General features: G+C 42.2%; 18 protein-coding genes and 1 other RNA gene. 15 read left to right on the top strand and 4 right to left on the bottom strand.

What is annotated here, in order from left to right:
- The first annotated feature begins 36 nt into the window (after positions 1–36).
- From MOB01S_RS05690 to MOB01S_RS05675, 4 genes are read left to right on the top strand one after another with little or no spacing between them, the layout of a single operon-like run.
- On the top strand, positions 37–726 hold the full coding sequence (locus tag MOB01S_RS05690; protein ID WP_066802549.1) for a hypothetical protein: 690 nt from the start codon (positions 37–39) through the stop codon (positions 724–726).
- A gap of 27 nt (positions 727–753) precedes the next feature.
- Positions 754–1,245 (top strand): hypothetical protein, encoded by a 492-nt coding sequence (locus MOB01S_RS05685; RefSeq protein ID WP_066802547.1) that lies wholly within the window; start codon positions 754–756, stop codon positions 1,243–1,245.
- 49 nt (positions 1,246–1,294) lie between these two features.
- Positions 1,295–1,969, top strand: a complete 675-nt coding sequence (locus MOB01S_RS05680) for a WG repeat-containing protein (protein WP_066802545.1) — start codon at positions 1,295–1,297, stop codon at positions 1,967–1,969.
- Positions 1,970–1,977: 8 nt separating this feature from the next.
- Entirely contained in the window at positions 1,978–2,712 is a 735-nt protein-coding gene (locus MOB01S_RS05675; protein ID WP_066802543.1) for a WG repeat-containing protein, read from the top strand.
- 126 nt (positions 2,713–2,838) lie between these two features.
- Here the strand turns inward: MOB01S_RS05675 and MOB01S_RS05670 are convergent, their stop codons facing one another.
- Positions 2,839–3,834, bottom strand: a complete 996-nt coding sequence (locus MOB01S_RS05670; protein WP_066802540.1) for an extracellular solute-binding protein — start codon at positions 3,832–3,834, stop codon at positions 2,839–2,841.
- A gap of 146 nt (positions 3,835–3,980) precedes the next feature.
- Here MOB01S_RS05670 and MOB01S_RS05665 point away from each other — a divergent pair, with 146 nt between their 5' ends.
- The 8 genes from MOB01S_RS05665 to MOB01S_RS12675 all read left to right on the top strand — a co-directional run bounded on the left by MOB01S_RS05665 (position 3,981) and on the right by MOB01S_RS12675 (position 13,810).
- The gene (locus MOB01S_RS05665; RefSeq protein ID WP_066802538.1) at positions 3,981–5,591 is read left to right on the top strand and encodes an ABC transporter permease; all 1,611 of its coding nucleotides are present in this window, start codon (positions 3,981–3,983) and stop codon (positions 5,589–5,591) included.
- Positions 5,592–5,693: 102 nt separating this feature from the next.
- Positions 5,694–6,743 (top strand): ABC transporter ATP-binding protein, encoded by a 1,050-nt coding sequence (locus MOB01S_RS05660; protein ID WP_066802536.1) that lies wholly within the window; start codon positions 5,694–5,696, stop codon positions 6,741–6,743.
- Positions 6,744–6,882: 139 nt separating this feature from the next.
- Positions 6,883–8,007, top strand: a complete 1,125-nt coding sequence (locus MOB01S_RS05655) for a zinc ribbon domain-containing protein (protein ID WP_066802534.1) — start codon at positions 6,883–6,885, stop codon at positions 8,005–8,007.
- Positions 8,008–8,223: 216 nt separating this feature from the next.
- The gene (locus tag MOB01S_RS05650; RefSeq protein ID WP_066802532.1) at positions 8,224–9,156 is read left to right on the top strand and encodes an ABC transporter permease; all 933 of its coding nucleotides are present in this window, start codon (positions 8,224–8,226) and stop codon (positions 9,154–9,156) included.
- A gap of 8 nt (positions 9,157–9,164) precedes the next feature.
- On the top strand, positions 9,165–9,965 hold the full coding sequence (locus MOB01S_RS05645; protein WP_066802530.1) for an ABC transporter permease: 801 nt from the start codon (positions 9,165–9,167) through the stop codon (positions 9,963–9,965).
- On the top strand, positions 9,955–11,388 hold the full coding sequence (locus tag MOB01S_RS05640) for an ABC transporter ATP-binding protein (protein WP_066802528.1): 1,434 nt from the start codon (positions 9,955–9,957) through the stop codon (positions 11,386–11,388). The genes MOB01S_RS05645 and MOB01S_RS05640 overlap by 11 nt, the downstream gene beginning before the upstream one ends.
- A 198-nt stretch (positions 11,389–11,586) precedes the next feature.
- Positions 11,587–12,324 carry a sporulation protein gene (locus MOB01S_RS05635; protein WP_066802526.1) on the top strand — a complete coding sequence of 246 codons (738 nt, stop codon included), beginning with the start codon at positions 11,587–11,589 and terminating at the stop codon, positions 12,322–12,324.
- Between the two features lie 157 nt (positions 12,325–12,481).
- On the top strand, positions 12,482–13,810 hold the full coding sequence (locus tag MOB01S_RS12675) for an alkaline phosphatase family protein (protein WP_218016071.1): 1,329 nt from the start codon (positions 12,482–12,484) through the stop codon (positions 13,808–13,810).
- A gap of 31 nt (positions 13,811–13,841) precedes the next feature.
- Here MOB01S_RS12675 and MOB01S_RS05625 read toward each other — a convergent pair whose 3' ends face one another.
- Positions 13,842–14,489, bottom strand: a complete 648-nt coding sequence (locus MOB01S_RS05625; RefSeq protein WP_169798124.1) for a hypothetical protein — start codon at positions 14,487–14,489, stop codon at positions 13,842–13,844.
- A gap of 195 nt (positions 14,490–14,684) precedes the next feature.
- Here MOB01S_RS05625 and MOB01S_RS05620 point away from each other — a divergent pair, with 195 nt between their 5' ends.
- Both MOB01S_RS05620 and MOB01S_RS05615 read left to right on the top strand, forming a co-directional pair.
- A complete protein-coding gene (locus MOB01S_RS05620) occupies positions 14,685–15,170 on the top strand; it encodes a pilin (protein ID WP_066802520.1) in 486 nt (161 codons plus the stop codon).
- Positions 15,171–15,282: 112 nt separating this feature from the next.
- Positions 15,283–17,031, top strand: a complete 1,749-nt coding sequence (locus MOB01S_RS05615; RefSeq protein WP_066802519.1) for a sigma-54-dependent transcriptional regulator — start codon at positions 15,283–15,285, stop codon at positions 17,029–17,031.
- A gap of 387 nt (positions 17,032–17,418) precedes the next feature.
- Here the strand turns inward: MOB01S_RS05615 and MOB01S_RS05610 are convergent, their stop codons facing one another.
- Complete coding sequence (locus MOB01S_RS05610) at positions 17,419–18,744, bottom strand: S41 family peptidase (RefSeq protein WP_066802518.1); 1,326 nt, start codon at positions 18,742–18,744, stop codon at positions 17,419–17,421.
- A 1-nt stretch (position 18,745) separates the two neighbouring features.
- The gene (gene gpmI, locus MOB01S_RS05605; protein WP_066802516.1) at positions 18,746–20,299 is read right to left on the bottom strand and encodes a 2,3-bisphosphoglycerate-independent phosphoglycerate mutase; all 1,554 of its coding nucleotides are present in this window, start codon (positions 20,297–20,299) and stop codon (positions 18,746–18,748) included.
- 141 nt (positions 20,300–20,440) lie between these two features.
- Between gpmI and ssrS the strand changes: the two genes are divergently transcribed.
- Positions 20,441–20,631, top strand: a non-coding RNA gene (ssrS, locus tag MOB01S_RS05600) — 6S RNA.
- The last annotated feature ends 120 nt before the right edge of the window (positions 20,632–20,751 follow it).

Genomic DNA, 20,751 nt, shown 5'->3' with positions numbered 1-20,751 from the left:
TTTTAAATTGTTTTAATATTTTTAAAGGAAACTTTGATGAAAAAATTGACATTGTCCGCTTTAATAAGTACGGCTTTGTTTGCTAATATCGCCTTTGCCGAAACTTCGCCCAAAATTCATCATTTGCCCAAGCATATCAAAAGCTATGATGAATTAATCCAAAAAACTACCCCAACCGCTAATTTAAATCCTAAATCTTATTATGAGTTTGAATTTGAATTGGTTGATGTGCCACAAAATTTAGAGCTTATTTCGGTCAATGGTAACTATTGGGCGAATTGCTGGTATTCTTTACACAGTATTGGTATAGAATCCGCCAAACCCTTTTATCCAAGTAGCAAAATCACCATTAACACCATTCAAAAAATCAGTGATAATCACTATACCGTCCGTATTTATGACGACCATTGGCAAAATCAAGACTACCTAAAAAATGGCGTGGTGTGTGAATGGCAATTAAATCAAGGCGAATTTGTCTTTGCCCAAAAAGACAATCCCAATAACAGTATTGCTGTTTATCAGTTTAATCATCACGATTATAAAAAATGGTTAAAGCAAAATCATCTACCCAATGCCTTGTATTTTGATAAACAATCCTATGATGTCCCGACAAATCATCAATATCACCGCCATATTGATAAAATGGTGACGGATATTACAGAGCATAAACCTAGCTTTAATGTTTATCAAATGCGTGTGAATATCAAAATGATTAATCTTAATTAACCATTGTTTAAAATTAAGGAAATTGTGATGAAAAAACTTATTTTATCCGCCTTAACCGCCACTCTATTTGCCAATTTAACAGGGTGTATCGCAATCGCCAAACATATCAAAGAACAACAAGAACTGGCTGTTGCCGAGTGCGATAAATTCCCCAAATTGGCAGGACATCGTTTTACTTATTGTCCAAATACACATTATGCCATTGCCAAAAAAGGCATTGGACAATATACCCTAATGAAACCGACAGGCGAAATCACCACTTATTATGATGATATAAGATTTAGCCAGCGTATTAAAGATGAATTTTATTTTAACATTCAGCGTGGTAAACAATCTGGCGTAATGAATTTGGACGGTAAAGTTATTTTGCCATTGGATAATTATACAGGCAATATTGGCTATGAATATGCCAAAGGCTTTGCCATTTGTGGAGCATTTGGCAGTATTGGCGATACAGGTTATAAAAAAATATGTTATGATAAAAATGGCAATAGAGCCAAGCAATACGAAGTGAATTAACCACGCTTTAATGCTATCGGTATTAAAATTAGCCTTACTAGGAAAATTTATGAAAAAATTGATTTTATCCACCATTATCAGTACGGTAGTATTTGGCAATATTGCCTTTGCCAATACCTGCCCCAATCCACCGATATTAAAAGAAAGTATCGCCAAACAATACAGTGAGATTGAATTAAAAGCCTGTCAAGAACAGCAGGAATTTTGGCGAGTCAAGCGAGATGGCAAAATTGGTGTGATTGACAATAAAGGCAACATTATCATTGCCTTTAAATATGATTATGTTGGCAAATGGTCAAAGTCGTCCGATTATTTATCGGTTGCCACCTACGATAAAGACCGCCCCTTTTTAAAGGCAAAATGGGGCATTATTGATAAAACAGGTAAAGAAATTATCGCCCCACAATACGATTATATTTATCCAATTAGCGAAACTTTATTTGTGGTAGAAAAACAACAGCCCACCGATATTGATGTTGATATGGCAGAAATGAACCTTGAAGACATTGATAATGTAATGAACATTATTTTTATTGCACAAGGATTTGGTTTTTCAACCACAAAACAAGATACAAAAATAGGCTTGGTTGATGTCAATAACACCTTATTATTACCCATAGAATATGATGGATATAGAGATATTGATAAAGACTTTATCAATATTTATAAAGATGGTAAGGCATTGTTAATTGACAAACAGGGCGAGATTTTAAAAATACAATAGGTGCAATGATGAAAAAGTTATGGCTTATTTTTTTAATATTGATGGGTGCAGCTTTATTGTCCCCTACCGCCAATGCAGGGTTGTTTTGTCGTTTGGTTAAAATAGAAAACCATCAAGGCAGTTGTTATGTTGATGGCTATGCCCCCATTCAAAATACCAAAACCCACAAATACGGACTTGCCAAAAAAGGCAATCACATCATCATTCCTGCCCAATATGACAATTCGGCAGGTATTGATAATGGACTTTGGGCGGTAGAATTAAACAGCAAATGGGGAATGGTCACTGTCAATAATGACATTATTATTCCCTTTGAATACGATAAGTTAAACCCACCCAATCAACACGGCATTATCCGTGCCAATAAAAACGGGCAATGGGGATTTATAGACAAAAACCAAAATGAATTATTGGTATTTGGTAAATATGACTATGTAGAACCCTTTGCCTTTGATGGTTTTGCTTGGGTGCGTAAAGATGACAAATGGGGATTTATTGATAAGGATTTTAATGAAATAGCCCCGCCACAATACGATACGCATAATTATTTTACCCGCCCCATTGTTTGTATCAAAAAGAATGGCAAATCAGGCTGTATCAACAAACAAGGCGTGGAAGTCGTGCCGTTTATTTATGATAAAATTGATGTCTATGGCTCTCAAACACAAAGTACAGTGGTGGCGTATTTAAATGATGAAGTGTTTTATTTTGACAATTTAAGGATAAAAAAGGTCGTCCAATAAATTTTTAGGAAGTAAAACAAGAATGAAGTGATTGTGTGTTGTAATTACTATGACATTATTTAATCATATCACCATCACAATAAAAAATCGGTTCAAGTGAACCGATTTTTTATTGTCAAACCAAAATTATTGATAACCAGCTTTTTTCATGAGCATGATGGCTTTTTGTTGATGTTGACCTGCCACAGAGACATTGATAAAGTCTTGTTTAAAATGCCCCCACTTAGAGACCAATGGTGCATTGCTTGCATGAACGCTTGCCACAAATTCATAGTTGTTGCCTGCAAAGATGGCTTGGGCTTCGTTGCTTGACAACCACTCAATGAATTTTTGGGCTTCGGCGACATTTTTACTGTGTTTTACCACGCCTGCACCCGAAACATTGACATGCGTACCTTTGCCATTTTGGTTGGCAAAAAATACTTTGACGTTAAGATTTGGGTTTTTGGCAACCAGACGACCAAAGTAGTAAGTGTTGGCAATGCCCACATCACATTGCCCTGCACCAATCGCTTCAAGTAGGGCGGTATCATTGGCAAATGGTTTGGTGGCTAGGTTGGCAACCCAACCTTTGACTGTTTTTTCGGCATTGGCTTGACCTTCGTTGGCAATCATGGTTGCAACCAAAGATTGGTTATAAACGTTGTTGGAGGTACGCAAGCACAATTTACCTTTCCATTTTGGATTGGCTAGGTCAGCATAAGTAGAAAGCTCGCTTGGCTTAACTTTGGTTGGGTTATAAAAAATGGTTCTGGCACGCACTGACAAACCAAACCAGCGGTTTTGAGGGTCTCTTAGGTGTGATGGAATGTTGGCTTTTAGCACGCTTGAATTGATGGGTTGCAACAAACCTGCTTGGGCGGCTTGCCAAAGGTTGCCACCGTCTACGGTGATAAGAATGTCGGCTTTGGTGTTTTTGCCTTCGGCTTTGATTTTTTCCATGAGCGAACCTGCGTTACGGTCGGTAACTAGGTTGATTTTATGCCCTGTTTTTTCTTGATACCTGGCAATAAGAGGCTTTAACAATTCGTCAGAACGGGCTGAATAAACGGTCAATTCTGCACCGAACGCAGGCAGGGCGGTCGCAAGAATGATGGAAGTGGCAAGGAGTTTTTTTGACATAACAAGGTTTCCTTTGGGTTGCAAATTTCCCCATATGATACTAAATTTTCATAAAAGAAACAATAAAAATTATCATTATCTTTTTTGTGGTATAATAGGTCGTCTACAATGATTAGTTTGCAATTTAAATAATTTTTGGGATAACCATGGGAAATCTAACCGTCCTACTGTCTCGCCTTTGGGTGGTGCTGTGTGCGTTTTTGGTGGTCGTGCCTGTGCTGGTGATTGTGTCGGCATTGGGCAAATTTGACCAAGAAATTTGGGATTATCTATTAGACTATCAACTGCCTCTACTGGTCAAAAACACCATTATTCTAGCAATTGGCGTGGCGGTAGGCGTACTATTTTTGGGAACGACAACGGCATGGCTACTTGCGATGTATCGTTTCCCCTTATCCAAAACCTTATCATGGGCGATGATGCTCCCCTTAGCTGTCCCTGCCTATGTGCTTGCTTTTGTGCAATTGGGTTTGTTTGAATATTCTGCACCAATTAGCACTTATCTAAGAGAAACGTATGGCTTTGAGCAAGGATTGCCCGACATTAGAAATGGTGTGGGACTAACCATCGTGATGAGCCTTGCGTTTTATCCTTATGTTTATTTGCTTGCCAAAAACGCCTTTGGCAGTATGGGGTCTCGTGCCTTAGAAGTGGGAGCAAGTTTGGGCTTGTCGCCTGTACAGTCCTTTATCAAAATCGCCTTACCGATGGCTCGCCCTTGGATAGCGGGTGGACTGATGTTGGCTTTGATGGAAGTTTTGGCAGATTTTGGGGCGGTATCTATTTTTGGTTATGATACTTTTACCACCGCCATTTATGAATCGTGGTTTGGCTTTTTTTCTATTGAAACCGCCAAACAATTGGCAAGTTTGCTCATTCTAGCCGTCTTTGTCATGGTCGCCTTAGAAGAATGGACACGACGTGGCAGGCGATTTGAAGAGGCAGGACGAGGCAACCATTACACACCCAAAACCTTGACAGGTATTGGCAAATATCTGGCGATGGGTTGGTGCTTATTGGTGCTAGGTTTGGCGTTTTTTGTGCCTGTGATTCAGCTTATCATATGGATAGTACAAACTTGGCAAGGCATTGACTGGCAAGAGACCGCCATGCAGGCTTATCATTCAGTATCGGTGGCAATCGTAGCGTCTGTGGTGGTTACGCTGTTTGCTCTACTTATCGCCCTTGCCCAAAGACAAGATGGTGGTCGTTTTACTTTTTTTACCACCAAACTTGCCTTGATGGGTTATGCAATCCCTGGAACGGTGTTGGCGGTAGGCGTGTTCGTACCTGTGGCATACGTGGATAATGTACTGATTGAATGGCTCAATCTTGGTGAAGAGACCACCGCCATTTTTAAAGGAACACTTGGCGTGATGATTGTTGCTTATTTGATTCGCTTTTTGGCACTTGGTTCATCGTCAGTATCAGCAGGTATGGAGCGGGTCAAGCCATCTTTGATTGAAGCATCTCACTCACTTGGTGTGTCAGGTTTGCCTGTGATTTGGCGAGTGTATTTGCCAATGCTCAAAGGGGCAATGGGCGTGTCGCTATTGATGGTATTTGTAGATGTGATGAAAGAAATGCCCATTACGCTCATGATGCGTCCTTCTGATTGGGATATGTTGGCGGTGCGGATTCACGCCTTTACGATGGAGGGCATTTATGACAGGGCGAGTTTGCCTGCACTTTTGATTGTGGTGGTGGGGCTTGTACCTGTGATTTGGTTTTCAAGATTGGGGCAAAATGACAAATAACTTTGGATAAAAGTGGCGACATTTATACTTAGTGATTGCAATTTTACCCTAAAAAATCAATTAGTTATACCAATTTCAAATAAAATATATCGGAAAAATACAATGACAACTTTACCAACTGAAAACTTAACCAACCCACATTTGACGGTGGATAATCTAGCCGTTGCCTTTGGCAACAAAACCATTTTTTCAGACATATCTTTCACTCTTAATCAAGGCGACATCGGCTGTCTTTTGGGTCAATCAGGCTGTGGCAAAACTGCGGTTTTGCGTTCTATCATGGGCTTTTGTCAGCCCAATGCTGGTAAGATTCGCCTAGCCCAGAAGGAGCTGTTTAATGGGACGACAAGACAGGCGGTTGCTCCACATTTACGCCAAGTTGGCATGGTGTTCCAAGATTATGCTTTGTTTAGCCATTTGACGGTGGCGGACAATATTTGCTTTGGTATCAAACACTTAGCCAAAAGTGAACAACAAGCTCGCCTTGATGAGCTTTTGTCATTGGTGGGCATGGGTGATTTTGCTCGCCGTTATCCACATGAGTTGTCAGGTGGACAACAACAAAGGGTGGCTTTGGCTCGGGTTTTTGCCATGAAGCCCAAGCTGATTTTGCTTGACGAACCATTTTCAAACCTAGATGTGGAGCTTAGAGCCAGTCTGTCTTTTGAAGTGCGAGAGCTATTAAAATCGCAAAACATCACCGCCATTTTGGTTACGCACGACCAAGCAGAAGCCTTTGCAATGGCGGACAAAATCGGCGTGATGGCGGACGGAAAATTACAGCAATGGGACACACCAACAAGGTTATATCAATTTCCAAACACCAAGATGGTGGCCAGTTTTATCGGCGATGGGGCATTGATTGAAATACAAAACATTCAAAATGGCATGGCAACAACCGCCATTGGCAAGATTGTTTGCGAAAATACCAACGACACAAACGCAAGCACGCTCCTAATTCGCCCTGAAAATGTACATTTGGACGATATGGGCGTATCGGCACAGGTGGTATTTTGCGGCTTTAAGGGCGGATATTTTCGTTGTCAATTACAAACCCAAGCAGGCGAACTGATTGCACATTTACCCATCACAAGTGGGGTCAAGGTGGGCGATGAGATTAAGATTAAGATTGTCAGTGGCGTGGTGGTATAACGTAAAGAGCAAATTATCAACAAACCACCGCTTTTTCAATAACAAATGTGAGAGTTTTATTAACAAAAACCCCATTATCAAATCCCCACAAATTATGCTAGATTAGTGTTATTATTCTCATTATCATTTGGAGAGCATGATGACCACCAAAGCTTACACCAAGCCCAAACCTGCCAAAACCAAATCAGGTCGCCAACCTGAAAAATGGTTTCGGATATTTTTATGGATAGTGTCATTTATCTTTGCAGGATTTTTGATTGGGCTTGGCAGTAAAGTGGTGGCAGATTTGCCAATGTTTACCACAAACGAGACCACGATTGAGGACTTTGTCGCTGACCACTCTGCTTACAAAAAACTCCAATCCGAGCGTGATGATGCCGAAAACCAAAAACTTGGCATTGACCATGAATGGGAACAAAAAAACCATGAGCTAATCACACAGCAAGATACCTATGCCAATGCTCGTGAAAGCTTTGATAATTGGCTTGCAACCCGCTCAGTAACCGAGCAGTCCGACCAAAACCCCGAAGTCATCAAACGCACAGGTGAACTTGACACATTAAAAGCCCAAGAAAGCAAGTTAAAGCACGAATTAGAAGCCATTGAAAAACGTCAGCTTGACCGCAGACACACCATTGAAAACATTGAAAACCAAATCAGCATGATGGAAGCAGATGCGATGAATGATTACAACAAGTATCTCAATCGCACTGAATTTACGGTATTTATGTATCGGCTTGTCATTACTTTGCCTTTGCTGATTTTGGCGTGGTTTTTGTTTCGCCGTTATCGCCATACGAATGCGTGGCCGTTTGTATGGGGATTTGGATTTTTTGCAACCTTTGTGTTTTTTGTAGAACTTGTGCCATACTTGCCCAACTATGGGGGTTATGTTCGCTATGGCGTGGGCATCATCATGACGGTATTTATTGGCAAATATGCCATCGGTGCGATGAATGCCTATCTAGAACGCAAACGTGCCGAAGAAGCCTTATCTAGCAGTGAACGCCAATCCCAAATGGATTATGATGAAGCCCACGCCAAAATCGCTAGAAGCATTTGCCCAAGTTGCGAGCGGACACTAGACTTTGGCAATACCGATTTGGATTTTTGTCCGCATTGTGGCATACATTTGTTTGAGCATTGCTCCAATTGCCAAACTCGCAAAAGTGCTTTTAACCATTATTGTTTTAAATGTGGCTTGGCAACTAAGGATTTGACCAGCCAGATGTTTGACCCTGCGGTAGCATCTACAAAAAATTGATTGGGCATACCAAACCGCCATCATAATAGCCCTAAGACTAGTAACCTAAACTATGCCAGACTAGAAGCCTATAAAATTCCACACCTCCCAATCAAAACCCTGCCTGTGGTAGGGTTTTATTTAATGAGAACAATTTTAGAAATAATATACCATTTCATTTGCCTTTACTCCCAACACCCCTTATAATGGTGCGATTTGATTTTACAATAATACACCATGTTAAAACTACTCACCGCAAGACTTATCCAGCTATTGCTCGTCATTTGGTCGGTTGGGACATTGACCTTTGTTCTCATGAAAAGCCTACCAGGTGATATGGCATACCGCATCGCCAGCTCTCGCTATGGCTACGACCAAGTTACCGCCAGCTCCGCCGATGCTGTTCGTGCCGAATTGGGGCTAGATTTGGTGTGGTATGAGCAGTATCTGGCATGGTTTGGCAAACTTATAAAGCTTGATTTGGGCAACTCACTTGTCAGTGGCATGAGTGTATGGAGCGAAATCGCTCACCAATTTGGGCATACGTTGTCTTTGGCGATAGTCGCTCTCATCATATCGCTGTTTATTGGTGTGCCTGTGGGCGTGCTGTGTGCGGTACGACAAGGTGGTGTTTTAGATAAAGTTGTTTTGTTTATGACCACCTTACTACGCTCTGCCCCCACCTTTATCATTGGGATTTTACTCATCACACTGTTCGCTGTACAACTGCGGTGGTTGCCTGTGGCAGGCTATGGCAAACCCACTCACTATATCCTGCCTGCCCTAACACTCGCTTTGGCATTATCTGCCGTGTCGGTACAAGTATGTCGTAAAGCCACTTTATCGGTACTAAATGCCACATTTTATAACTTTGCCCACTTAAAGGGTCTATCATCATGGCAAGCCTTTTACCGACATGGCATTCGCAACATCGCCATTCCTGTGGTCGCCTATCATGGCGTACAACTTATCTATCTGATTGAGGGTGTGGTTATCGTTGAGAGTGTTTTTGCTTGGCCGGGCATCGGTCACGCCCTCGTTCACGCCATCATCGCACGAGACATTCCGATGATACAAGGTTCAGCACTCGTCATGGGGGCATTGTTCGTTGTGCTAAACACCATCGTGGACGTACTCAACAAACTCATTGATCCACGTTATCAGGCTTAGGGGGCAACATGATTGTTTTAAAAAACCTCACACTCACCCAAAAAATCGGCATGCTGATTTTACTTGCTCTGCTTGGTTTTGCCTATTTAACCCCCCTATTTCGCCCTTATGACATGGCATTACAGGATTTAAATGCTGTACTAACCAACCCCAACGCCACACACCCACTTGGTACAGACCATCTGGGGCGTGATATGCTCGCTCGGCTTACATCTGCCATTCGCCTATCTTTTGGGCTTATTGTGATGTCGGTGGGTGTGTCGTTCACTTTTGGGCTAAGTTTGGGGCTACTGGCAGGGATTTTTGGGGGGATTTTGGATAAAATTTTGGGCTTTATTTGCGATTGTATCATGGCTTTACCGGGTCTGTTATTTATCCTGCTGTTTGCATCCATCGCCCCAAACAGTTTTTGGTCACTTTATCTGGGCGTATCGCTGGTGATGTGGGTGGAATTTTTTAAAATGGCTCGTGCCATGAGCCTAAACCTACGCCATGCCCCCGAAGTGGTAGCAAGCACACTCATGGACATGGGGCTGTGGTACATCATCAAACGCCACTACCTGCCTCGCCTGATGAGCGTGATGTGGACGCTCATGGCGTTTGGAGCAGGTAATGCAGTGTTGACTCTTGCCACGCTTGGCTTTGTCAATGTTGGTTTAAAACCACCCATTGCCGAGCTTGGGCTGATGATGACGGAACTTTTTCCTTATTATTATGAAGCTCCGCTCGTGTTCTTTTTGCCCATCATTACGGTATTTTTACTGGTGCTAAGTTTTCAACTTTTATCAGGCAAACAACATGAACAATAAAAATCTAATCCAAATCAAAGACCTATCCGTCATCACTCGTAGTGGTGTAGTGCTTGTTGAGCCTGTCAGCTTTGCCATCGCACAAGGTCAAAACCTCATCATCTTGGGAGAAACAGGTTCAGGCAAAAGCCTACTTGCTAATGCCATCATGGGCGATTTGCCAAACGAGCTGACCGTAACAGGTTCTATCATCATCAACGGTCAAACCTTGCACGAACAAGGTGAAATTAACCTTGCCAAATTTCGTCCCCTATGGGGCAAAACACTTGCCATGCTCCCCCAAGAACCTGTGCGTTCGCTTGACCCCACCATGACCGCCCAAAACCAAGTCGCCGAAAGTTTGTATTTGGTAAAAAAACTGGACAAAACCACCGCCCTTGCCCAAGCCAACAACCTGCTTGGTAAGCTTGCTCTTACCCACGCTAAACATCACTACCCCCACGAACTGTCAGGAGGTATGGCACAGCGAGTGTCGTTTGCCGCTGCTACCATTTTGGGAGCAAACATCGTCATTGCAGACGAACCCACCAAAGGGCTTGACCACACCAACAAACTCATCGTTGCAAATATGCTTGGGCAAGTCGCCAAAAATGCTGGCTCACTGCTTGTCATCACCCACGACATTGAGATAGCCAGCCACCTAAGCGGTGATGATGATATGCTGATGGTGATGAAAAAAGGCAAACTTTTGGAGCAAGGGCGTGCCAAAGACGTACTCACCACCCCACAGTCCGACTACACCAAAGAGCTTATTCGTGCCAACCCCGCCACATGGGTCAAGGGCAACGCACGCACCTTTGACAAAGCACTATTACGCCTTGATGATGTTGCCATCAGTCGTGGTAACAAGGAGTTATTTTCTGGACTAACGCTTGATTTGTACGAAGGGCAAGCGGTGGGACTCATCGGTGATAGTGGTATTGGCAAAAGCTCACTTGGAGACGCTTTATGTGGGCTACTTGCCCCAAGTAAAGGGGGGATACATTGGTACAAAACCCCCGCCCGCCACCAAGTCCTAAAACTCTACCAAGACCCGCCGTCCGCCTTTGCTAGCTCAGTCAAACTTGGTACGCTCATTGATGATATCATCAAACGCCACCGCCTTGACAAAAGCCAAATCGCCCCACTCATGGAGGCATTGCAACTGTCGCCAGAGTTATTAAACCGCACAAGTGAACACGTCTCAGGGGGCGAACTCCAACGCATTGCCATCATGCGGGCATTGCTTATGAAACCTGCACTACTCTTTGCAGACGAAGTAACCAACCGCCTAGACCCAATTACCCAAAAAACCACACTTGACCTACTTACACAAGCCTGCCAAAGCCAAAATTGCACACTCATCATGGTAAGCCACGACCATGATTTAACTCGTTATTATTGTGATGTGGTGGTGGATTTGACCGAGTATAAAAAGGCTTGATAAAAACTTGATATTGGGCGAATTTTATTTTATGATGAAATTTTTGGCATTGTTAGGTAGTAATATGTACAGAGTTTTTCGTTTGTGGTAAGTTTGTTAAACCATAAATAAAAAATCATTCTTAAACTTAGTTTAAGGCGGACAGTTTGCTCTAAACCTCATTTAATTAACAATACCAAATTTTATAAGGAAAACACCATGTTTGACTCACTCAAAAACACCTTAGGACTTGACACACTCAAAGTAGATACTCGCCTAAATCAAGAAAGCTGTATGGTTGGCACATCTCTAAAAGGCACAGTTACCATAAAGGGAACCAAACACGACAAAACAGTCAATCATGTCAATTTACATCTTATCACCATCGCCGAACAAGACACCGACGATGGGGATTTTACCAAAGCTCACACCTTAGGCTCGGTACGTTTGGCAAATCAACTCATCGTTCCTGCCAACGACCAAATTGTGTTGCCTTTTGAGTTGACCTTGTCTGCCGAAACACCCATCACACACATCAGCTACCCCCATCACAACAATACTCGCCTATGGCTACATACTGATGTGGATGTGGCACGTACGTTGGACAGCTCGGACAAAGACCCCATTCACACCACACCCACACCCATCATGTCACGCTTCTTGGATGCAATGTCAAAGGTGGGTTTTCATCTTGTCAAATCCGATGTAGAGCTTGGTTATCTTAACACCCCTTATGGACGGTCAAGTTTTGGGTGTTACCAAGAATTTGAATACGCAGGGCGTGGTTTTGGCTTAAATAGCGTGGAAGTGTCGTTTTTGCCAGTTGGTAATTTAACCCATGTCGTGCTTGAAATAGACCGAGCTTTTCGTTCGGACAGTTATGGAGTACTTACCCTAAATGACACCATGAGCGTCTTGGATATGGCAAACATGATACGTCAAAAGGTAGGGGTGTGATATTTTAATGACTTTTAAATAAAAAACCACGTATTTTAATAGGTTTAGACTTATGACCTCACCCAATCCCCCCTCATGGCTCAATCGTGACTACAAACTTCCCAAGCTTCACTACAAAAAGTTCATTTGGGCTTTTTTGTTATTACTTGCACCCAACGTGTTTTTTCTGGTGGGGGCGTATTTTGTGGGTTTGGCTCGCCCCTTGATTAACATTGATTATTTTGTGGCATGTATTTTATTTGTTATGCCAAACCGCTTTTTAAAATGGCTTGGCATATTAGCTTTTATCATCGCCATTTTTATTGATGTCATGATGCTTAGTATGCAGTTATTTCCATTTTTGGATATTTCTGCCATGCTCTCGCTTGCCCCATTTTTGGTCAATGCTCCTTTGCGTTACATGGTACTTGTGGGTTTGGTAGCACTTTATTTAGCACTCATGCCTATTTTGATGACAAAAATTAGCAAACGCCTTTTTACCCAAAAACGTGATTGGTTTTATGTACTCACCATCGCTTTGTTTGGTTTTTTGATGTATCAAAAATTTAATGACATACGTTATGTAGACGTAGAAGGCGACCGTTTTGCCCAGTCAGACTTTTTTGTGATACACAGCCAATACAAACGCTATCGTTGGATGGCGGACAGCGAATTTGTAAAGCATTTTAGCAACATTCCCACCATCAAGCCCCTCAGTGCTGACATTGAAAATGCCTCTCACCACCTAACCAATGCCAACCGAGTATTATTCATCGTCGCTGAATCATGGGGCGTGGCTCGTAAAGAGAGCGTTACTGATGATATGTTGGCAAATATCTATGCCCAAAAAGATAATTTTGAGTTTATCGAGCGAGGTTATTTTGACGCATCGGGGGCGACCGTTGAGGGTGAATTGCGTGAGCTTTGTCGGCTTAGTCTGCATGGAGGCTATGCGTTTAGCAAAGTAGATGATACAGTATTCAAAGACTGTTTACCCCACCACTTGACCAAACTGGGGTATCACGCCATTGGCATGCACTCAGGATTTAGTCAAATTTATGAGCGGAATTTTTTGTACCCCAAATTAGGTTTTAAAGAAACCATTTTTGCTGAACAGCATAACGACAAAAAACGTTGTTCTGCTTTTAATGGCATTTGTGACAGCGAGATGTTTGATGTGGTTGCTCAAAAATTCGCCAGTCATGACAAATTATTTTTTTATTGGTTGACACTCACAAGCCACGCCAGCTATCCCAAAAAAGACATTCGCAACCATCGCTTAGACTGCGATAAGCATGGTTTGCCTAAGGGGGATATTTGCAACAACTTCATGCTCCATACCCAGTTTTTTGATGATTTGGGCGAACTCATCAAACGCCCAGAGATGGCAGGCGTAGAAGTCATTGTGGTGGGCGACCATATGCCTCCTGTTATGATGAGAAACCCCATTCACCCTTATATTCATTGGCAACAGGTTAGTTGGCTACATTTTAAAGTAAAAAGCTAAACCAAAAAAAACCACCTTAAAGGTGGTTTTTTTAGGATATTGGCTTTTCACCAAATTTGGCAACCAATTGCAATTCTTGATTCAATGCAAAATATGCTCCGTTATATTTTGCCAACACAGCGATGACATAAAGTTTGCCGTGTGTTTTTTCTAAATTTTCCAACGTTGCTTTATCATCAGCACTAAGGCTTGGACGAGTAATTTTGTCAGTTTCTTGGATAATATTAAGTGAGTTTGATAATGTTTGGTAAGGTGCTTGCCTTGAAACACTCGGCGAATAAACAGCCACAGGCAACTCACCCCATTTGCTATAATCACCGTTAAGATTAAAATTGGCAACCTCATCTAACTCTCGTTTATTAAATACCGTAGCAGAACTTTTATGATAAACCACCACCGCCTTGGGGTGTTCTTGGTATAACGTATTTAGCCCATAAAGCAATGCACCTACTTGCACCAAACCAATAATGGCAAAATCAGAAAAGATTTCTTTTTTGGGCTTTTTAGGATTATACACCAAAAATGAAAGTAAAGGCCCCAACACCACATCCACCAAAAAAACAAGCGTCAGACCCTGTACCGCCCCTGCCATGGTAAAATAGACATCAGGATAAGCCACAAACCATACCCACGCCAACACTAGACCAAAAATGGATAAAGAAATCAAAAAATGAATCAAGCCAGCTTTCAGCTTAGATAAAACGAGTTGTTTACTTATTGTTACCATAAAATTACAATCTTGGTATGAAAATTGCTTTTTATTATAGCAAAGAATTGTGTTTTTATCACAATCATTTACCCCTTTGTAGCAACACGCATACAAAAAAAACGGCACATAACATTTGTTGCCGTTTTATCGTCTAGGAACAACGTCATGAAAACAAATGTACAACAAGGCTTTACTCTGATTGAATTGATGATTGTCATCGCCATCATCGGTATATTGGCAGCGATTGCTCTACCCATGTATCAAGACTACGTCATCAAAGCTCAGGTTCAGCGTGTCCATTATGAACTAAGTAGCACACGCACAGTCATTGATTCACTACTGTCCAATGGCATACTCCCCACCATGAAACCTGCCGAAGACGGTCAAACCATCAACAATACCTTACATGAATACATCGGCATTGATCAAGACAACCTCAACTCAAATCTTATCTATACTGCCGATGTTGACAATACAGGTGGCAATTTTAAAACACTAACTGCCACCTTTGGTAAAAATGCCTACACAGGCATACAAGGTGTCAAAATCATCATGGCTAGAGGCAATGATGGTCTTTGGACGTGTACCATCAATCCCAATGGCAAACAATGGTCAACACGTTACACGCCCCCTGCTTGTGCAGTCCAGTAAAGACCATGTATCATTGCCACATTTGGATAATATGAAGTAAAATTTTGGGTTTTGGCAAAAAATGTTTTATAATAAAGGCAAGTAAAGTAAGTCCTAAGGTGTAAAACAGCATATGTCAAATAAACCAACTGCCCTAGTCATTGATGATGAAGCCGACCTATGCCGTCTTATGCAAATCACACTCACCAAAATGGGCGTTACTTGTGATGTAGCATATGATTTGTATCGGGCTCGTGAGCTACTAGAAGAAAATACCTATGATTTTTGTTTGACGGATTTGGCACTGCCTGATGGTTCTGGATTTGAGATTGTCAAATTACTCTCCCAAAAGGCAGATACCCCTGTTGCTGTCATCACTGCACATGGTGATGAAACCGTAGCAATCGAAGCCCTAAAACTTGGTGCATTTGATTTTGTTAATAAACCCTTAGAGTTGCCACGCCTACGTGCTTTGGTGGAATCCGCCCTAAAAGCTCGTGCTGACATTCGTGCCAACCGTGCCCAACCACCCAAAAAAACCACCATCAAATCAGAAACACCCACAACAGACACAACACCACCACAAAAAAGCAATGACGATATCTTGCTTGATGAACGACTTATTGGCGATTCTCGCCCAATGCGTCAGCTTCGCACCACCATCAAAAAACTCGCTCGCTCCCAAGCTCCTGTATTTTTGTGGGGTGGTTCTGGCACAGGCAAAGAAGTTGTCTCACGACTTATCCATGACCTAAGTCCGCGTCGCAGTGGTAATTTTGTTCCTGTCAACTGTGGTGCAATACCTTCTGAACTCATGGAAAGCGAATTTTTTGGACACAAAAAGGGCAGTTTCACAGGAGCAACAAGCGACAAAATCGGTCTATTCCAACAAGCTGATGGCGGTACGTTGTTTTTGGACGAAGTGGCGGATTTACCACTTGCCATGCAGGTCAAACTTCTACGTGCCATCCAAGAAAAAACCGTGCGTGCCATCGGCGACACCAAAGAAGTCCCTGTGGACATTCGCATCGTATGTGCTACGCACAAAGATTTGGCGGATTTGGTACAAAAAGGGGCATTTCGTCAAGATCTATTTTACCGCATCAATGTTATTGAGGTTAAACTGCCTGCTCTCAATGACCGCCGTGATGACATACCTATGCTTGCCCGTCATTTTTTGGACATGATTGTCAAAGATTGGGGGTTAGACCCACTTACTCTCACCGATGATGCTATTGACGCTTTGACCTATCATGATTTTAAAGGCAATGTGCGAGAGCTTCGCAACATCTTGGAGCGTGCTGTTACCATGAGTGAAGGTAGTGAGATTGATGGTGAGCATTTATCTCTTGAAGCCATCACCCCCGAAAAAACAGAAGAAATTAAAAAAGAACTTCAAATCTCCAAAGATATGGCAGAACCCAAAGAGTCAGACATTCACCATCTTACATGGACAGAAGACAGTGAAGTAGAAACATTGATTTTTGAGGAAGAGCCAATTTTGGTACTAAATCCTGCCTTAGCAACAACAACAGGTGGAGGTTTTTCCCAAAAAATCTCTCCTTATCACGACAACCGCCCCACCTATGCCCCCCAACCCCTTATCAAAGAAAATAAGCCTGCCCAAAAAGTAGGTCTACAAATCAGTGGCACTGCCAACTATGGCACACAAAAACAATCACACCCAAGCGAACAAACATTACCAGAAGAAGGTTTGGAAGCTTATTTATTAGAACAGGAAAAACAACTCATCACCACCGCCATGCACCAAGCGGGAGGCAACAAAACACTGGCCGCCAAACTGCTAGGCATGAGCTTTCGCTCACTTCGTTATCGTTTATCAAAATTGGGGCTGGATAACGATACCGAAGATGACGAATAACCTAACAAAAAGACTTGCTGTATGGCAAGTCTTTTTTGGGATATCTCCACCTTTTGTATTTACAATTTAAAATGAGGTATAGTAACTTCTATTCAAAAACAAACAAAGGTTTTTGTTTGTGGCAAACTTCAAACCATAACAAAAAACCACTTCACCCAAAGGCTTGGCTTAGGGTGAAGTGGTTTTTTGTGTGATTTTGATGTGAATTAAGTACAAATTGCACATTTTTAGAAAAAAAACGTAGACTAATGTGATGGTCATTCTATCAGACAAGTTTTTGTCTTCAAGCCACAAGATTTAGCCATTTTTAATGTAAAAACGCCATCTTGATTTCTAAATTATGGCTAAATGTCAATAATGTTATAAAGAGTGGGTATGCCCCACACATCAAAATCCACCCACAGGGTCAAATTTAATCCCCTTAGGCAGTTTCTTTTGTTCCATGATTGTCAATGCTTGTTTTAGCCATGTATCTTGAATGACTTCAGTTGGCACAACACGCTCTTGTATGTCAAAAGCAACATCAGGCACAACCCCCACCCCGTCAATCACATCACCATTTGCCGTAAGATAATGAGCAGTAGTCAATTTGACGGCTTGGCTACTATCGCCAATGGGTATGACTGATTGTACCGAACCTTTGCCATAGCTCCTTTCGCCCACTATCAGGGCTTTATTTTGGGCTTGTAGGCTACTTGCCAACACTTCGGAGGCAGAAGCCGAATAGCGATTTTGGAGTACCATCACAGGCAACTCTGCCAACAAAGGTGAACCTTCGGTGGAAATTACTCTTTCTAAACCATTACGACCCATCACCTGCACTACTTGCTGTCCCCGCACAAACAACGACACCACATCTCGGGCGGATTCTAGCACGCCCCCTGGATTGTTGCGAACATCTAAAATAACACCAGAAATGGGAGTAGAAGACTGAGCAAGACTATCTAGGATTTGTTGGCGAGTATTGTCTTGAAAAACGGGCAACTTGATGATGGCAACCCCATCATAAATCATGGTTTCAATACTTGCCTTAATCATCTCTGTACGCTGAATACTGACAGTACGTTTTGAGCGTCCTGCCTTAGAAAATACCACATCCACCTGCGTACCTGCGATACCGCTAAGCAACTGGGTAATGTCATTTTCTGATTGACCGACCCCCAATTTAATATCACCAATTTGGTGCAAATAATCCCCCACATCAATACCTGCTTTTTTTGCAGGTGACTGGCTACCTACAGAAGTTACCACCCAGTGAGCTTCTGCTTCTTGCCAAGAAGCGGTCAAACCAACATTAGCAATATTACCTTCGGTAAAAGATTTAAGATTGGCATAAGCTGTTTGATCCAAAAACCCTGCATTACGGTCAAGTTTGGTAAGCATACCACTCATGGCATACTCAAACAGCTTTTCATCATTGACATCTTTGACATAATCACGACGCACCAAATCCACCACCGACACAAAGGTTTTTAGAGTATTTGGCGATACCGCTCCCAATGGCACACGCCCTTGATGAAGTCCATCAATGCCATGCAACATATTTGGTTCACTATCTAGTGCTGTCAAACCCAGATCATTTGTAGTAACAACTTTGGTCGTAACTTCCTGCGTTGGGGGGTTGTTGTTTTTTTTATCAAACCAACCTGCATCGGCATGGGTTGAGAATACCACCGCCAACATTGCCACAAGTAATGCTTTTTTCAATTTCATCTTACACCACCAAAAGGCTCTCACCCGTCATCTCACTAGGTTTTGGTAAACCCATCAAATCCAAAATGGTCGGCGACACATCACACAATCGTCCGCCTTCACGCACGTTCACCGATTTGTTACCTACATAGATAAACGGCACAAGATAAGTGGTATGTTGGGTATGCACCTGTCCTGTCTCATAATCCTGCATTTGCTCGCAGTTGCCATGGTCTGCCGTGATAAGTAGATGTCCATTCATGGCACGCACCGCTTCAACCACCTTGCCGATACAGACATCCACCGCCTCTACCGCCTTGACCGCCGCCTCAAACACTCCTGTATGCCCCACCATGTCGCCATTGGCATAGTTTAGGATAACGGTGTCAAATTCGCCTGACAAAATGGCATCAACCACATTTTGAGTTACTTCAAAAGCACTCATCTCTGGCTTTTCATCATAAGTTTTGACTTTGGGGCTATTGACCAAAATACGTTTTTCACCCTCATATAACTCCTCACGCCCTCCACTAAAAAAGAAACTCACGTGAGGGTACTTTTCAGTTTCGGCGATACGAAGCTGAGTTTTGCCTTGATTTTGCAAATATTCGCCCAGCGTATTTTTTAGGGAAATGGGCTTATAAGCAATGCTGACTTTGGGATTACTTTCCAAAATATCCGAATACTTGGTCATGGTAACAAAGGCGGACAACTCGGGGGTTGATTTACGTTCAAAACCATCAAAATCCGCCATCACAAAAGCGTTGGATAGCTCTCTGGCACGGTCAGCACGAAAATTAACAAAAATCACGCCATCATTATCAGCAATCACGCCGTTATCATCAATGATGGTTGGCTCAACAAATTCGTCCGTTTCACCACGCTCATAAGCTTGCGTTAAAGCGGTTAAGCCATCATCATGGGCATGCTCAGCTTTGGCAATGGTCAATAAATCATAGGCTTTTTGCACTCGCTCCCAACGGTTATCCCTATCCATCGCAAAAAACCGCCCAACCATGCTTGCCAGTTTCACTTCGCCATCAAATGCTTGATTTAATTCATCAAATTTATTTTGTAATTGGTCAATGTAGCCATCAGCAGATTTTGGGGCGGTGTCTCGCCCATCTAAAAAGGCATGAACAAATACCTGCTTCGCCCCTCGTTCTAATGCCAGACGGCAAGTAGCATAGATATGGTCTTGGTGCGAGTGCACACCCCCATCAGACAGCAGTCCAATGACCTGCACCGCCCCTTCATTGACTATCGTATCATCAATCGCCTTTATCAGTACTTCGTTGTTGAAAAAATCACCATCAATAATCTCTTTGCTAATTTTGGTAGAATCTTGGTACAAAATCCGTCCCGCCCCCAGATTCATGTGTCCAACTTCGGAGTTACCAAACTGACCATCAGGCAAACCCACATCAAGTCCAGATGTACTAATCAGCCCATTTGGACAGCTTGCCAACAGACTGTCTAGGTTGGGCGTGGAAGCGGTATAAACAGCATTATCTTGTGTATCCTCACGATGTCCAACACCGTCCAAAATCATCAAAACATGGGGAATTTTTTTCATGATAAAATCCTTAAAAACCATTAAAATCCTATTCATTTTATCACAAAATACCCCCATTTAGCACCGCCCAAAGCACCCAAACTCCTAAAAATTTACAATTTTATCGCACCTTGAAATTTTGATGAAATTGTCGTACAATGGCGACCACTGAAACACTCGCCAGTCAAGCATACACCTGAGCCGATAATCACACTTATAGGGTGATGACTTTTTGTTGTGGTGTGTATGCCCGCATCTTTTGATGTATCGGGAAACCTAAAACAACATTAATTCGCCCGCCTTGAACTTTTTGGTTCATGGTCAATCCTTGACAGCGGTGTTTTGGTTTTTATTTTAACTTATTGATTTTTTATAAAATTTTTAAAATTTTAAAAAAATATCTATATTTTTAAAATTTTTTCTTGACAAATTTTTAAAAATCTATATAATACGCAATCACTTGATACGACAAG

This window comes from Moraxella oblonga NBRC 102422 (assembly GCF_001598275.1).
Taxonomy (GTDB): domain Bacteria; phylum Pseudomonadota; class Gammaproteobacteria; order Pseudomonadales; family Moraxellaceae; genus Moraxella; species Moraxella oblonga.
This window is presented reverse-complemented; position numbering and strand designations above follow the sequence as displayed.